Source organism: Variovorax sp. Varisp41, from assembly GCF_047325085.1.
GTDB lineage: Bacteria > Pseudomonadota > Gammaproteobacteria > Burkholderiales > Burkholderiaceae_C > Variovorax.
Genome location: NZ_CP168540.1, coordinates 5707105 through 5721859, shown reverse-complemented (window position 1 = coordinate 5721859; position 14755 = coordinate 5707105). Strand labels below are relative to the sequence as shown.

At 68.0% G+C, this 14755-nt stretch carries 13 protein-coding genes; all 13 read right to left on the bottom strand.

Features of this window, described 5'->3' with window-relative positions; all coding sequences use genetic code 11:
• Positions 1–22 precede the first annotated feature (22 nt).
• Positions 23–778, bottom strand: a complete 756-nt coding sequence (locus tag ACEN9J_RS26525; protein WP_057592053.1) for an endonuclease/exonuclease/phosphatase family protein — start codon at positions 776–778, stop codon at positions 23–25.
• On the bottom strand, positions 775–1239 hold the full coding sequence (gene nudB / locus ACEN9J_RS26520; RefSeq protein WP_296729575.1) for a dihydroneopterin triphosphate diphosphatase: 465 nt from the start codon (positions 1237–1239) through the stop codon (positions 775–777). Before nudB ends, ACEN9J_RS26525 begins: the two co-directional genes overlap by 4 nt.
• Before the next feature lie 84 nt (positions 1240–1323).
• A complete protein-coding gene (gene aspS, locus ACEN9J_RS26515) occupies positions 1324–3135 on the bottom strand; it encodes an aspartate--tRNA ligase (RefSeq protein WP_413762477.1) in 1812 nt (603 codons plus the stop codon).
• A 35-nt stretch (positions 3136–3170) separates the two neighbouring features.
• Positions 3171–3806, bottom strand: coding sequence for a DUF502 domain-containing protein (locus ACEN9J_RS26510; protein WP_057592056.1), 636 nt, complete (start codon positions 3804–3806; stop codon positions 3171–3173).
• Positions 3807–3849: 43 nt separating this feature from the next.
• A complete protein-coding gene (locus tag ACEN9J_RS26505; RefSeq protein ID WP_057592057.1) occupies positions 3850–4176 on the bottom strand; it encodes an FmdB family zinc ribbon protein in 327 nt (108 codons plus the stop codon).
• 107 nt (positions 4177–4283) lie between these two features.
• Positions 4284–5732, bottom strand: a complete 1449-nt coding sequence (locus ACEN9J_RS26500) for a sodium:solute symporter family protein (RefSeq protein ID WP_261213993.1) — start codon at positions 5730–5732, stop codon at positions 4284–4286.
• A gap of 75 nt (positions 5733–5807) precedes the next feature.
• Positions 5808–7373 (bottom strand): ubiquinone biosynthesis regulatory protein kinase UbiB, encoded by a 1566-nt coding sequence (ubiB, locus tag ACEN9J_RS26495; RefSeq protein ID WP_413762476.1) that lies wholly within the window; start codon positions 7371–7373, stop codon positions 5808–5810.
• Complete coding sequence (locus ACEN9J_RS26490; RefSeq protein ID WP_057592116.1) at positions 7370–7936, bottom strand: hypothetical protein; 567 nt, start codon at positions 7934–7936, stop codon at positions 7370–7372. Before ACEN9J_RS26490 ends, ubiB begins: the two co-directional genes overlap by 4 nt.
• A gap of 51 nt (positions 7937–7987) precedes the next feature.
• Entirely contained in the window at positions 7988–9004 is a 1017-nt protein-coding gene (locus ACEN9J_RS26485) for a Tim44 domain-containing protein (RefSeq protein ID WP_261213994.1), read from the bottom strand.
• Between the two features lie 31 nt (positions 9005–9035).
• The gene (ubiE, locus tag ACEN9J_RS26480) at positions 9036–9767 is read right to left on the bottom strand and encodes a bifunctional demethylmenaquinone methyltransferase/2-methoxy-6-polyprenyl-1,4-benzoquinol methylase UbiE (RefSeq protein WP_057592061.1); all 732 of its coding nucleotides are present in this window, start codon (positions 9765–9767) and stop codon (positions 9036–9038) included.
• Between the two features lie 147 nt (positions 9768–9914).
• Complete coding sequence (locus ACEN9J_RS26475; RefSeq protein WP_296729585.1) at positions 9915–10328, bottom strand: DUF971 domain-containing protein; 414 nt, start codon at positions 10326–10328, stop codon at positions 9915–9917.
• A gap of 10 nt (positions 10329–10338) precedes the next feature.
• A complete protein-coding gene (locus ACEN9J_RS26470; protein ID WP_261213998.1) occupies positions 10339–10788 on the bottom strand; it encodes an HIT family protein in 450 nt (149 codons plus the stop codon).
• Positions 10785–14663: an FAD/FMN-binding oxidoreductase gene (locus ACEN9J_RS26465; RefSeq protein ID WP_261214000.1), complete on the bottom strand. Its 3879-nt coding sequence runs from the start codon at positions 14661–14663 to the stop codon at positions 10785–10787. Before ACEN9J_RS26465 ends, ACEN9J_RS26470 begins: the two co-directional genes overlap by 4 nt.
• Positions 14664–14755: the final 92 nt, after the last annotated feature.

The following is a 14755-nucleotide window of genomic DNA, read 5'->3' as shown; positions in this document are numbered from 1 at the left end:
GCCCCTTCTGCGGGCCTTGCTATCAATTCGGCAGCAAGAAATCGGTGACCAGCGGCAGGTGGTCCGACATGCGGGCCCAGATCGGGCCGCGCGGCACGCTGCTGGTCAGGGGTTCGAGCTCGCGCCCGTAGATGAAATCGAGCTGCGCCACCGGCAGCCGCGAGGGATAGGTCAGCGTGCGCGGGCCGCGCAGGTCGCTGGTGTCGCGCAGGCCCATGGCGTTCATCGCGTAGCGCATGCGCGCGCCCCAGTCGTTGAAGTCGCCCGCCACCACCACCGGCTCGCCATCGGGTACTTCGCGCTCGATGAATTCGCGCAGCCGCGCCACCTGCCGCACGCGGCTGCCCTTGATCAGCCCGAGGTGCACCACGATGGCGTGCACCGGTCGCCCTTCGACCTCCATCACCACGTGCAGCAGGCCGCGCTGCTCGAAGCGGTGGTCGGAAATGTCCTGGTGGTTGGTGCGCAGCACGGGCCAGCGCGTGAGCAGCGCGTTGCCGTGCTCGCCGTGGCGCGTGACGGCATTGGTCTCGTAGACCGCCGTGTAGCCCTCGGGCGCGAGGAAATCGGCCTGCGGCAGCTCGGGCCAGCGCGGAAAGCGCACCGCGGCCTGGCGGTTCATCTTGCGCACTTCCTGCAGGCAGACGATGTCGGCATCGAGCTGCTCGATGGCGTGGCCGAGGTTGTGGATTTCGAGCCGCCGCGCGGGCCCGATGCCCTGCACCCCCTTGTGGATGTTGTAGGTGGCGACCCGGAAGTTGGGCGTCTGCGAGTTCATCGCGCAAATTCTGGCAGCAACAGAATGGCTTCGGCGTTCGATGGGGAAAAGCAGGCGTCGGCGGCCTCGCGGTACGGCAGCCAGCGCCAGTCGGTGTGCTCGTGCGGCGCCAGCACCGGCACGACGCGCTCGGGCACGCACAGGCCGAACAGGTGCTCGGTGTTGTGCGTGACACCCGGCGCATAGCGCGCGCGCCAGCGCGGATAGATCTCGTAGACGTTGCGCAGCTCCCAGTCGACCAGCTGCGCCGCGAGCGCACTGCCCTGCCCGCACAGGATGCCGGTCTCCTCCGCGACCTCGCGCGCGGCCGTGAGCGCGAGCGGCTCGTCCTCCGCGTCCTTGCTGCCCGTGACCGACTGCCAGAACTCGGTCTCGGCGTCGGCGCGGCGGATCAGCAGCACATCGAGGGCGGGCGTGTGGATCACGACCAGCACGGACTGGGGGATCTTGAAAGACCGCATGGGGCGAGGCTCCTTCGTGTCACCGGCTTCGCAAGGAAGCTGACAAGAAAAAAAAGGGCACTCATCGAGTGCCCCTGTCGCCGATCAGGCCGCCTGCTGCGGCTGCACGTTGCGCAGCCGGATGTGCAGCTCGCGCAGCTGCTTCTCGTCGACCGGGCTCGGCGCCTGCGTCAGCAGGTCCTGCGCGCGCTGGGTCTTCGGGAAGGCGATCACGTCGCGGATCGACTCGGCGCCGGTCATCAGCATGACGAGGCGGTCCAGGCCGATGGCGATGCCGCCGTGCGGCGGGGCACCGTACTGCAGCGCGTCGAGCAGGAAGCCGAACTTGAGCTGCGCGTCCTCCGCGCTGATCTTGAGCGCGCGGAACACCTTGCTCTGCACTTCCTCGCGGTGGATACGCACCGAGCCGCCGCCCATCTCGATGCCGTTGAGCACCATGTCGTAGGCCTTGGCGATGCACTTCTCGGGCGCGGTGTCCATGAGGTCCTCATGGCCGTCCTTCGGCGCGGTGAACGGGTGGTGCACGGCGCTCCAGCGCTGGCCTTCCTCGTCGAACTCGAACATCGGGAAGTCCACCACCCACAGCGGTGCCCAGCGGTCGTCGAACAGGCCGCTCTTCTTGCCGAAGGCGCTGTGGCCGATCTTCACGCGCAGCGCGCCGATGGCGTCGTTGACCACCTTCTCCTTGTCGGCGCCGAAGAACAGGATGTCGCCGTTGCGCGCGCCGGTGCGGGCGATGATCTCGGCCAGCGCGTTGTCGTCGAGGTTCTTCACGATCGGGCTCTGCAGGCCCTCGCGGCCCGCGGCCGCGTCGTTGATCTTGATGTAGGCCAGGCCCTTGGCGCCGTAGATCTTCACGAACTCCTGGTAGGCGTCGATCTCGCCGCGCGACAGGCCGCCCTCGGCACCGCCGCCCGGCACGCGCAGCGCGACCACGCGGCCGCCCTTCATCGTGGCGGCGTTCGAGAACACCTTGAATTCCACGCGCTTCATCAGCTCGGTGAGTTCGGTGAATTCGAGCTTCACGCGCAGGTCGGGCTTGTCCGAGCCGTACTTGAACATCGCCTCGCCGTAGGTCATGGTCGGGAACACCGGCAGCTCGATGCCCGCGGCGTTGCGGAACACGTTGCGGATCATGCCTTCGAACATCTCGCGGATCTCTTCCTCGGCGAGGAACGAGGTCTCGATGTCGATCTGCGTGAACTCGGGCTGGCGGTCGGCGCGCAGGTCCTCGTCGCGGAAGCACTTCACGATCTGGTAGTAGCGGTCGTAGCCGGCCACCATCAGCAGCTGCTTGAACAGCTGCGGCGACTGCGGCAGCGCGAAGAAGCTGCCGTCGTGCACGCGGCTGGGCACGAGATAGTCGCGCGCGCCTTCGGGCGTGGACTTGCCGAGCATCGGGGTCTCGATGTCGATGAAGCCGTTGGCGTCGAGGAACTTGCGCGTTTCCATCGTCACCTTGTAGCGCAGCATCAGGTTGCGCTGCATCGCCGGGCGGCGCAGGTCCAGCACGCGGTGCGTGAGGCGCGTGGTTTCCGACAGGTTGTCGTCGTCGAGCAGGAACGGCGGCGTGACCGAGGGGTTGAGCACCTTGAGCTCGTGCGCCAGCACTTCGATCTTGCCGCTCTTGAGCTGGTCGTTGGTGGTGCCTTCGGGGCGTGCGCGCACGAGGCCCGTGATCTGCATGCAGAACTCGTTGCGCAGGTTCTCGGCGACGGCGAAGGTCGAGGCGCGATCCGGGTCGCACACCACCTGCACGTAGCCTTCGCGGTCGCGCACGTCGATGAAGATCACGCCGCCGTGGTCGCGGCGACGGTTGACCCAGCCGCAAAGGGTGACGGTTTGGCCCAACAGGGCTTCGGTCACGAGACCGCAATAGTGAGTACGCATGGCCATGGCTAGATTCCGGCGCCGTTGCGGCGCGTTCGTTTTTATGGGTTGGACGGTTTGGTCGTCGCGATGCTGGCGGGGCTGCCAGGAACGACCACCCCCATCGAGACGATGTACTTGAGCGCCTCGTCCACGCTCATCCGGAGCTCGATGCAGTCGCTGCGCTTGAGCATCACGAAGTAGCCGCCCGTGGGATTGGGCGTGGTGGGCACGTAGACGCTGAGGAACTCCTCGTTGCCCAGGTGTTCCGCGACCTCGTTGCCGGGCGCGCCGGTGACGAAGGCGATGGTCCACACGCCCTCGCGCGGCCACTGCACCAGCACCGCGGTGCGGAAGGCGTTGCCGTTCTCGGAGAACAGCGTGTCGGAGACCTGCTTGACGCTCGAATAGATCGAGCGCACCACCGGGATGCGGCGCACCACGGCGTCGCCCCAGCCGAGCAGGCGCTTGCCGACGAAATTGCTCGCGGCGGCGCCCACCACCAGCAGGATCGCCAGCGTGAGCAGCACGCCCAGGCCGCGCACCCGGTGGTCGCTGAGCCAGACCTGCCACTGCTCGGGCAGCAGCCACAGCGTCTGGTCGAGCGTGCCGATGATCCAGTTCAGCACGCCGAGCGTGATGACCAGCGGCACGATCACCAGCAGGCCGGACAGCAACCATTTGCGCAGGGCGAGCATCGGGAGGTTTCTCTTCTGGGACAGCGGCGGGCGGTTCGGCGCCTCAGTCGGCGCTCTTGGCGGCCGGCGCGGGGGCGGGAGCCGGCGCGGGTGCCGGGCTGGGCGCGGCGGCGGGCGCATCGGCGGACTTGGCGGCGCCATCGCCCGAGGCGACCGGCGCGGTGGCGGCTTCGGACTTCTTGCCGCCGCCGTCGCGGAAGTCGGTGACGTACCAGCCCGAGCCCTTGAGCTGGAACCCGGCCGCGGTGACCTGCTTTTCGAACGCGCTCGCGCCGCATGCCGGACACACCGTCAGAGGCGGATCGGACATCTTCTGCAGGGCATCCTTGGCGAAGCCGCAGGCGCTGCACTTGTAGGCGTAGATGGGCATGGGAAATCGAGTGGGGAAAGCGGCCAGGCGGCCGCTCGCAAAGCCCTCGATTATAGGGGCGCCCCCCGGCCGCCCGACGTCCCCGGGGATTGCGCCCCGGGTCGGATTCAGGCCGTTTCGGTCGCCAGCGGGCGGTGCGGCGTGTGAGTGTTCACCACCCACTGCGGCGCCAGCGAGCCGAGCACCATGCCCGCGAACGAGGCCAGCACCCCCGCGAGCTGGGCCGGGAACACCGCGCCCCAGGGCATGGCCATGAACAGCAGCCAGGTGCCGATGCCGAACAGGATGGCGGCGATCGCTCCCTGGGTGGTGGCGCGCTTCCAGTAGAGGCCGAACACCAGCGGGACGAAGGCCCCGACCAGCGGCACCTGGTAGGCGCCCGAAACCAGTTCGTAGATCGGCGTGCCCTGCATGCGGATCGCGTAGGCCAGCACCGCGGCGCTGAACAGCAGCACCGTGATGCGCATCGTCATGAGGTTTTCGCGGTCGGTGCCCGAGGGCCGGAACTGGCGCCAGATGTTCTCGGTGAAGGTGACGCTGGGCGCCAGCAAGGTGGCCGAGGCGGTCGACTTGATGGCCGACAGCAGCGCACCGAAGAACAGCACCTGCATCACGAACGGCATCTTCTCGAGCACCAGCGTGGGCAGCACCTTCTGCGGATCCTCCTTGAGCAGCGTGGCGGTCTGCTCCGGCATGATCAGGAGCGCGCTGGCCACGAGGAACATCGGCACGAAGGCGAACAGGATGTACGCCAGGCCGCCGATCACCGGGCCACGCGTGGCGGCCTTGACGCTGTTGGCCGACATCACGCGCTGGAACACGTCCTGCTGCGGGATCGAGCCGAGCATCATGGTGATGGCGGCCGCGAAGAAGAAGACCATGTCGTGCCAGTTCGGCTCGGGCCAGAACTTGAACAGGTCCTTGCTGACCGCGAAGGCGACCACCTTGTCGGCGCCGCCGGCCATGTTGCCCGCGAACATCGCGATGATGGCCAGGCCGGCCACCAGGATGATCATCTGGATGAAGTCGGTGACCGCCACCGACCACATGCCGCCGAACAGCGTGTAGGCCAGGATCGAGACCACGCCGATCACCATGCCGGTCGACAGCCCGATGGCGCCCCCCGAGAGCACGTTGAACACCAGGCCCAGCGCCGTGACCTGCGCCGAGACCCAGCCCAGGTAGCTCAGCATGATGATCAGCGTGCAGGCCACCTCCACGCCGCGGCCGTAGCGCTCGCGGTAGTAGTCGCTGATGGTCAGCAAGGTCATGCGGTAGAGCTTGCCCGCGAAGAACAGGCCCACGAGGATCAGGCAGGTGCCGGCGCCGAACGGGTCCTCGACCACGCCGTTGAGGCCGCCCTCGATGAACTTGGCCGGGATGCCCAGCACCGTCTCGGAACCGAACCAGGTCGCGAAGGTGGTCGTGACGATCATGAAGAGCGGCAGGTGCCGCCCGGCGATCGCGAAGTCGGTGGTGTTCTTCACGCGCCGGGCCGCATACAGGCCGATGGCGATGGTGAGCAACAGATAGACGATGACCAGGGTCAGCAGCACGTCAGGTTCTCCTCTTTCCTCGTTCCAAGGCAGCACGCCTTTCTTCCAGGCCGTGGCGGCCAGCCCCCGCGCGGTTCAGAAAATCCGAACGCGCACCAGCAACTGCATGGCCAGCAGACCCAATACAAAACCTATGCCACCGTAGAGGATGGACTGGAGCAACCGGTTGGTGCGCTTCTGCGCGGCCAGCAGCTCCAGCAGCTCGCGCCGGTGGTCGGGCGGCCGATTCTCCAGGAAATCGTGCAAGAGGCGCGGCAATTCCGGCAACAGCTTGGCGTACCGCGGCGCCTCGTCCTTGAGCTGCTGGAACAGCTTCTTGGGGCCGATCTGGTCGACCATCCACTTCTCGAGGAAGGGCTTGGCCGTGTGCCAGAGGTCGAGTTCGGGGTCGAGCTGGCGGCCCAGCCCCTCGATGTTGAGCAGCGTCTTCTGCAGCAGCACCAGCTGCGGCTGGATCTCGACATGGAAGCGGCGCGAGGTCTGGAAGAGGCGCATCAAGACCATGCCGAGCGAGATCTCCTTGAGGGGCCGATCGAAGTAGGGCTCGCAGACGGTGCGGATCGCGGCCTCGAGCTCGTCGATGCGCGTGCCCTCGGGCACCCAGCCGCTCTCGAGGTGCAGCTCGGCCACGCGCTTGTAGTCGCGCCGGAAGAAGGCCACGAAGTTCTGCGCCAGGTACTCCTTGTCGGACTCGGTGAGCGTGCCGATGATCCCGAAGTCCAGCGAGATGTAGCGCCCGAAGGCCTCGGGCTCGAGGCTGACCTGGATGTTGCCCGGGTGCATGTCGGCATGGAAGAAGCCGTCGCGGAACACCTGGGTGAAGAAGATGGTGACGCCGTCGCGCGCGAGCTTCGGGATGTCGACGCCCGCGGCGCGCAGCCGCTCGAGCTGCGCGATCGGCACGCCGTTCATGCGCTCCATCACGATCACCTCGGGATGGCAGAAGTCCCAGAACATCTCGGGGATCAGCACCAGGTCGAGCGAGGCCATGTTGCGGCGCAGCTGCGCGGCATTGGCGGCCTCGCGCACCAGGTCGAGCTCGTCGTGCAGGTACTTGTCGAACTCGGCCACCACCTCGCGCGGCTTGAGCCGCTTGCCGTCGGGCGAGAGCTTCTCGACCCAGCCGGCCATCATGGCCATCAGGCCCAGGTCCTTCTCGATCACGCCGCGCATGTTGGGGCGCAGCACCTTGACCGCCACCTCGCGCAGCTGGCCGTCGCCGGTGCGGATGGTCGCGAAGTGCACCTGCGCGATCGAGGCGCTCGCGATCGGCGTTTCGTCGAACTGCACGAACACGTCGCCGACGGGCCGGCGGAACGCGCGCTCGATGGTCGCCACCGCCACCGCCGAGGGGAACGGCGGCACGCGGTCCTGCAGGAAGGTCAGTTCGTCGGCGATGTCGGGCGGCAGCAGGTCGCGCCGCGTGGATAGCACCTGGCCGAACTTGACGAAGATCGGGCCCAGCCGCTCGAGCGCCTCGCGCAGCCGCTGGCCGCGCGGTGCATCGAGCCGGCGGCCGAAGGAGACGATGCGCGCGACCACGCGCAGCCAGGGCTTCTGGAAGCTCGTGAGCACGAGCTCGTCGAGGCCGTAGCGCAGCGCGACCCAGACGATGAAGAGGCTGCGATAGAAGCGGCTCATTCGGCGGTGCCCGCCGAACCGATACCGGATCTGCCGGCCGCCGCGCGGTTGCCCACGAACTGACGCAACGCGCCCACCACGCGCCGCACCGCATTGCCGATGGCATGCGCGGGCACGTCGCCGATCACGCGCGCGAGGTCGTCCTCGACGTCCCAGCGCACGTGGTCGACCAGCCAGTTGACCTCGGCCGCGAGCTGCACGTCGCCCACGATCTGCACCGAGGGCTTGTCGCCGCGCAGCGTGGCGCGCGCGATCTCGAAGGGGTTGTCATCGGTGACAGACAGCGTGAGCTCTGGCACCGAGCCCGGCGGTGCCAGGTCGAGCAGGCCGGCGGGCGTGGCCACCAGTTCCATCGTGACGAAGCGCCACTGGAAGCGCACCACGCGGCCCTGCTGGCGCACCAGCCGCTGCTGGGCCTCGGGCTCCTGCTGCAGCACGTGGTTGAGGAACAGCACGGCGCGGTGCTGGATCTCGTGCACGGCCCAGGGCGGCGGCTGCAGGCGCTCGCCGACACGATTGAACAGATCGCCGAGCAAAGAAAAAGGGGACGATGGTGTGGCCATGGTCCCCATTATCCTTTCTGCAGGCGGCCGGGCCGCCCTCGAAGCCGCTGCTTATTGCAGGGCTTGCACGCCGGCCACGAGCCAGCCGTTGCCGCCGGTGGTCGGACGCGTCATGTTCCAGACTTCGCGGAACGGGCCCGGGCCCGCCGAGGCGTCTTCGCGGATCATGCCGGAGAACTCCACGCTGGCCATGTAGGCATCGGCCAGTTCCTCGATGCCGAGCAGCTTGGCGTCGAGCATCACGACCTCGGTCTTGTTCGACGCGCCACCGGTGTGGCTGGCGCGGTCGGCGAGCTGGCTGCGGATCTCCGCGATCATCTCGTCGGTCATCATCGAACGCAGCATGGTGATGTCGGCACGGTCCCAGGCGTCCTGCAGCGTCACGAAGTTGCGCTTGGCCGCGGCCAGGAAACCGTCGACGTCGAAGCCGGCCGGAATGCCCCAGCTCTGCGAACCCGCGAGGGCCGAGCCGATCATGCTGCCGCCACCGGCCGCGGCACCCGCGGACGAGAGGCTGCTGCCGTGCGAGGTCGCGGCGGGCGTGGCATCGAAGTTCGTCGTGTTGCGCTCCCACGGACGGGCCGAGGCATCGTTGCCGACGTTGTTCGGGCTGTACTGCGCCGGCGCCGCCGGGTTGCCCGGACCGCCCGCGCCCTGGAAGGCGAAGCCGCCCTGGCGTGCACCGGCGGGCTGCGAGCGCGACTTGATCATGCGCCACACGAACACCGCGGCCAGCACCAGCAGGCCGATCAGCAGGATGTTGGCGAAGCCCGCGCCCAGGCCCAGCGAGTTCGCGAGCCAGGCCAGGCCCAGGCCCGCGGCCAGGCCGCCGAGCATGGCGCCCCACGGACGCTTCGGAGCCGCGGCGGCGGGCGCCGGCGTGCCGGGCCTCGGCGCCGCGTTGGCGGCGTTCTGTTGCGCGGGCGCGGCCGGCGGCGTGGCCTGGCGTTGCGTCACGTTCGAGGATTGGCGGCCGACCGACTTGCCACCGCCCATGCGTGCGGCGTCGGCCTGGATGCTGACGAGCGCCAGTGCGCCGGCCAGAAGCAAAGTACCCAAACTCTTCATAACGTCTCCTCTCGAACGAAATCTCGTCTGATCAACACTTGATTCCAACATGGAGGGCGACCACGCCACCCGTCATGTTGTGATAGTCCACATGCCCGAAACCGCCCTCTTTCATGAGGGACTTGAGCTCGTCCTGGCCCGGATGCATGCGGATCGATTCGGCCAGGTAGCGGTAGCTCGCGTCGTCGCCCGCCACCACCTTGCCCAGGCGCGGCAGCACGTTGAAGGAGTACCAGTCGTAGACCTTCTCGAGCGGCTTCGCGACCTTCGAGAACTCGAGCACCAGCAGCTTGCCGCGCGGCTTGAGCACGCGGTTCATCTCCTTGAGCGCGACGTCCTTGTGCGTCATGTTGCGCAGGCCGAAGGCGACGGTGACGACGTCGAAGTGATCGTCGGGGAAGGGCAGCTTCTCGGCGTCGCAGACCGTGGTGGGCAGCACCACGCCGGCGTCGAGCAGGCGGTCGCGGCCGGTGCGCAGCATGGCCTCGTTGATGTCGGTGTGGACCACCTGGCCGCTGGCGCCGACCTTCTTCGCGAAGGCCAGTGCGAGGTCGCCGGTGCCGCCCGCGATGTCGAGCACGCGCGAGCCTTCACCGACGTTCGCGACCATGACGGTGTAGGCCTTCCATGCGCGGTGAAGCCCCATGGACATGAGGTCGTTCATCAGGTCGTAGCGCGTGGCGACCGAGTCGAACACGCCGCGCACGCGGCCGGCCTTCTCGCTCTCGTCGACTTTCTCGAAGCCGAAATGGGTGGTGGTCATGCGACCGATGTTAGGCCGTTCGTCCTCGCATCAAGACGACGACCCCGCTGTACCGGCGGTCATTTGTTGCTTTTTCTGCAAACGCAGAGGTCTTGTAACGCCCGTCACGTCTACCGACGAAGCTATGCTTTCAATAGCAAACGCCGGTCAATGGCTGCCGCAGGCGTGGCCGCCCTTCGCGGCCATCGGTGCATCGCGATCGACGCCCGCTTCGGCCAGCTTCCGCTCGTAGGCGGCCCAGAGTTCGGCCTCTTGCGAGCCCAGCTGATACAGCAGGTCCCACGAGTAGATGCCGGTGTCGTGCCCGTCGCTGAAGGTGGGCTGCACCGCGTAGTTGCCCACCGGCTCGAGCGCGACCAGCTCGACCTCGCGCTTGCCGGTCTGCAGCACTTCCTGGCCCGGGCCATGGCCCTGCACCTCGGCCGAGGGCGAATGGATGCGCATCAGCTCGAACGGAATGCGGAAGGTGGCGCCATCGGAGAAGCCCACTTCGAGCACGCGCGAGCGGCCGTGAACGGTGATCGATTGCGGCGTCGGTGCGCCCTGTTTCAAGCCTGCCATCGCGAACTCCTCAGATGCCTCGACCACCCATGCGGCCGAGGCGCTCGATCATCGCAGCCTCCGCGGCCGGCAGGCTCGCCGCGACTTGCGCTTCGCGCTCAGCATCGCGTTCGCGCTGCGCGCCGGCCCACACCGAGCCCGGGAAATGGCTGTCGTCCGCGAAGCGCGCGATCACGTGCCAATGCAGGTGCGCCACCATGTTGCCGAGCGCGGCCAGGTTGATCTTCGCCGGCCGCAGGTGCTCGCGCAGGCACTGCTCGACCACCGTCACGGCCTCCATGCAGCGCACGCGGTCGGCCGCGTCGAGGTCGGAGAACTCGGGCGCATGCGCGGCCCACACGACGCGGTAGAAGGCCGGGAAGCCCGCCTCCTGCGCATGGATCACGCGCAGCTTCGCGCCCTCGAACACGAGGCGCCCGCCGGGCCCCTCGCACAGCACGCAGCCCGGCGCCGCGCTCACACCAGCACCCGTTCGATGCCACCCTGGTTCGCGGCCGCCACGTACTCGGGCATCCAGTCGGCGCCGAGGATCTTGTTGGCCATCTCGACCACGATGTAGTCGGCCTCGAGCAGGCCGTTGTTCAGGTCGCTGCCGTAGCGCGACAGGCCCTGCAGGCAGCTCGGGCAGCTGGTGAGAATCTTCACGTTCTCGCCAGCGCCGATCTTGCCGCCGTCGCGCAGCGCGGCCTCGCCCTTCTTCAGCTCCTCTTCCTTGCGGAAGCGGATCTGCGTCGAGATGTCGGGCCGCGACACGCCCAGCGTGCCCGACTCGCCGCAGCAGCGGTCGTTCTTGAGCACGTTGTCGCCGACCAGCGCCTTCACCGTTTTCATCGGGTCCTGCTGCTTCATCGGCGTGTGGCAGGGGTCGTGATAGAGGTAGCCGGCACCGCCGGCGTCGCCCAGCGTGATGCCCTTCTCGAGCAGGTACTCGTGGATGTCGATGATCCGGCAGCCCGGGAAGATCTTGTCGAACTGGTAGCCCTGCAGCTGGTCGTAGCAGGTGCCGCAGCTCACCACCACCGTCTTGATGTCGAGGTAGTTGAGCGTGTTCGCCACCCGGTGGAACAGCACGCGGTTGTCCGTGATCATCTTCTCGGCCTTGTCGAACTGGCCGCTGCCGCGCTGCGGATAGCCGCAGCACAGGTAGCCCGGCGGCAGCACCGTCTGCACGCCCGCATGCCAGAGCATGGCCTGCGTCGCGAGCCCGACCTGCGAGAACAGCCGCTCCGAGCCGCAGCCCGGGAAATAGAACACCGCCTCGGTCTCCGAGGTCGTGGCCTTGGGGTTGCGGATGATCGGCACGTAGTCGGCGTCCTCGATGTCGAGCAGCGCGCGCGCCGTCTTCTTCGGCAGGTTGCCCGGCATCTTCTTGTTGATGAAGTGGATCACCTGCTCCTTGACCGGCGCCGGCCCGAGCGAGGCCGGCGGCGCCGCCGTCTGCTTCTTCGCGAGGCCGCGCAGCAGGTCGTTGGCCATGCGCTGCGCCTTGAAGCCGATGCCCACCATGCCCGCGCGCACCGTCTTGATGGTCTGCGGATTGGTCGCGTTGAGGAAGAACATCGCGGCCGCGTTGCCGGGACGGAAGCTCTTCTGCCCCATCTTGCGCAGCAGGTTGCGCATGTTCATCGACACGTCGCCGAAGTCGATCTTCACCGGGCAGGGCGTGAGGCACTTGTGGCACACCGTGCAGTGGTCGGCCACGTCCTCGAACTCCTCCCAGTGCTTGATGCTCACGCCGCGCCGGGTCTGCTCCTCGTAGAGGAAGGCCTCGACCAGGAGCGAGGTCGCGAGGATCTTGTTGCGCGGGCTGTAGAGCAGGTTGGCGCGCGGCACGTGGGTGGCGCACACCGGCTTGCACTTGCCGCAGCGCAGGCAGTCCTTGACGCTGTCGGCGATGGCGCCGATGTCGCTCTGCTGCATGATGATCGACTCGTGCCCCATCAGGCCGAAGCTCGGCGTGTAGGCATTGGTCAGGTCGGCATGCAGCGACTGCGCGCCGGCACCCGGCTCGCGCAGCAGCTTGCCCTTGTTGAAGCGGCCCTCGGGGTCGACGCGCTGCTTGTACTCGGCGAAGGGACGCAGCTCGTCGTCCGACAGGAACTCGAGCTTGGTGATGCCGATGCCGTGCTCGCCCGAGATCACGCCGTCGAGCCGGCGCGCCAGCTTCATGATGCGCGCGACCGCCTCGTGCGCGGTCTGCAGCATCTCGTAGTTGTCGCTGTTGACCGGGATGTTGGTGTGCACGTTGCCGTCGCCCGCGTGCATGTGCAGCGCGACCCACACGCGTCCCTTGAGCACGCGCTTGTGGATCGCCGTGCACTCGGCCAGGATCGGCGCAAAGGCGGCGCCCGCGAAGATGGCCGACAGCGGCTGGCGCAGCTGGGTCTTCCAGCTCGCGCGCAGCGAATGGTCCTGCAGCTGCGGGAACAGCGCATCGACCTCGTCGAGCCAGCCGGCCCACAGCGCGCGCACCTCCTGCAGCAGCGCCACGGCCTGCGCCACGCGGTCCTCGAGCAGCTCGGCCGAGGGGATCTCGTTGGCATCGTCGGTCTTGCCCAGCGGCAGGTTGCCGTGCACGAAGAACTTCTCGAGCTCGTCGACCAGCGCGAGCTTGTTGCGCAGCGAGAGCTCGATGTTGATGCGCTCGATGCCGTCGCTGTACTCGGCCATGCGCGGCAGCGGGATCACCACGTCCTCGTTGATCTTGAAGGCGTTGGTGTGGCGGCTGATCGCGGCGGTGCGCTTGCGGTCGAGCCAGAACTTCTTGCGCGCCTCGGGGCTGATGGCGATGAAGCCCTCGCCGCTGCGCGAGTTGGCGATGCGCACCACCTCGGAGGTGACGCGCGCCACCGCGTCGGCGTCGTCGCCCGCGATGTCGCCGAACAGCACCATCTTCGGCAGGCCGCCGTGCTTCTTCGACTTGGTGGCGTAGCCCACGGCCTTGAGATAACGATCGTCGAGGTGCTCGAGGCCGGCCAGCAGCACGCCCGAGCGCTTCTGCTCGGCGAACATGAAGTCCTTGATCTCGACGATGCTGGGCACCGCGTCCTTGGCGTTGCCGAAGAACTCGAGGCAGACGGTGCGCGTGTGCGCCGGCATGCGGTGCACCACCCAGCGGCAGCTCGTGATCAGGCCGTCGCAGCCTTCCTTCTGGATGCCCGGCAGGCCCGAGAGGAACTTGTCGGTCACGTCCTTGCCGAGGCCCTCCTTGCGGAAGGTGCGGCCCGGGATGTCCAGGCGCTCGGTGCGCAGCGGCGTCTTGCCGTCGGCCGCGAAGTACTGGAGCTCGAACAGCGCGCTCTCGGCGTCGTGGATCTTGCCGAGGTTGTGGCCGATGCGCGTGACCTCGAGCCATTCGGCCTGCGGCGTGACCATGCGCCACGAGGCCAGGTTGTCGAGCGCGGTGCCCCACAGCACGGCCTTCTTGCCGCCGGCGTTCATCGCGACGTTGCCGCCGACGCACGAGGCCTCGGCCGAGGTCGGGTCGACCGCGAACACGTAGCCCGAGCGCTCGGCCGCGTCGGCCACGCGCTGCGTGACCACGCCGGCCTCGGTCCAGATGGTGGGCACGGGCGCTTCGAGGCCCGGCAGCGCGACCAGCTCGACCTCGGTCATGGCCTCGAGCTTCTCGGTGTTGATGACCACGCTGTTCCAGGTCAGCGGGATCGCGCCGCCGGTGTAGCCGGTGCCGCCGCCGCGCGGAATGATGGTCAGGCCCAGCTCGATGCAGCCCTTGACCAGCAGCGCCATCTCGGCCTCGGTGTCGGGGCACAGCACGACGAAGGGGTACTCCACGCGCCAGTCGGTGGCATCGGTGACGTGGGCCACGCGCGAGAGGCCGTCGAACTTGATGTTGTCCTTGGCCGTGAGCCGGCCCAGCACGCGCGTGGCCTTGCGGCGCAGCGCGGCGACGTCGCGGAACAGGGTGTCGAAGGCCTGCACGGCCTCGCCGACGCGGGCCGTGAGCTCGCCCACGAGCTGGTCGCGCGGCAGGTCGCTGTCGGGCGTGCGGCGCTTCTGCACCTCGGCCAGGCGATGCCGCAGCGCATCGACCAGCAGGCCGCGGCGGCGCGGGTTGTCGAGCAGGTCGTCGATCAGGTAGGGGTTGCGCTGCACGACCCAGATGTCGCCGAGCACCTCGTAGAGCATGCGCGCCGATCGGCCGGTGCGTCGCTCGGCGCGCAGCGTCTGGAGCAATTCCCAGGCGCGCTCGCCCAGCAGGCGGATCACGATCTCGCGATCGGAGAAGCTGGTGTAGTTGTAGGGGATCTCACGCAGTCGTGCGGGCTCTGCGGCCTGCGACAGCAGCGCGTTCAACGCGGTCGGAGCATTCATCGGGGTGGGGCCTCGGCCGGGCGCCACGCGTCCATAGCCGGGGTGGGGATTTTAGGTCAGGGGACCGCTCCCTGCCTTGGCGCCCGGTATTG

Bases quoted from the DNA above. Each gene is read 5' to 3' on its own strand.
- ACEN9J_RS26485 (WP_261213994.1), bottom strand. From the start codon at position 9,004: ATGAAGAGTTTGGGTACTTTGCTTCTGGCCGGCGCACTGGCGCTCGTC.
- ACEN9J_RS26475 (WP_296729585.1), bottom strand. From the start codon at position 10,328: ATGGCAGGCTTGAAACAGGGCGCACCGACGCCGCAATCGATCACCGTT.
- ACEN9J_RS26525 (WP_057592053.1), bottom strand. From the start codon at position 778: ATGAACTCGCAGACGCCCAACTTCCGGGTCGCCACCTACAACATCCAC.
- ACEN9J_RS26490 (WP_057592116.1), bottom strand. From the start codon at position 7,936: ATGGCCACACCATCGTCCCCTTTTTCTTTGCTCGGCGATCTGTTCAAT.
- ACEN9J_RS26510 (WP_057592056.1), bottom strand. From the start codon at position 3,806: ATGCTCGCCCTGCGCAAATGGTTGCTGTCCGGCCTGCTGGTGATCGTG.
- nudB (WP_296729575.1), bottom strand. From the start codon at position 1,239: ATGCGGTCTTTCAAGATCCCCCAGTCCGTGCTGGTCGTGATCCACACG.
- ACEN9J_RS26505 (WP_057592057.1), bottom strand. From the start codon at position 4,176: ATGCCCATCTACGCCTACAAGTGCAGCGCCTGCGGCTTCGCCAAGGAT.
- ACEN9J_RS26465 (WP_261214000.1), bottom strand. From the start codon at position 14,663: ATGAATGCTCCGACCGCGTTGAACGCGCTGCTGTCGCAGGCCGCAGAG.
- ubiB (WP_413762476.1), bottom strand. From the start codon at position 7,373: ATGAGCCGCTTCTATCGCAGCCTCTTCATCGTCTGGGTCGCGCTGCGC.
- aspS (WP_413762477.1), bottom strand. From the start codon at position 3,135: ATGGCCATGCGTACTCACTATTGCGGTCTCGTGACCGAAGCCCTGTTG.
- ubiE (WP_057592061.1), bottom strand. From the start codon at position 9,767: ATGACCACCACCCATTTCGGCTTCGAGAAAGTCGACGAGAGCGAGAAG.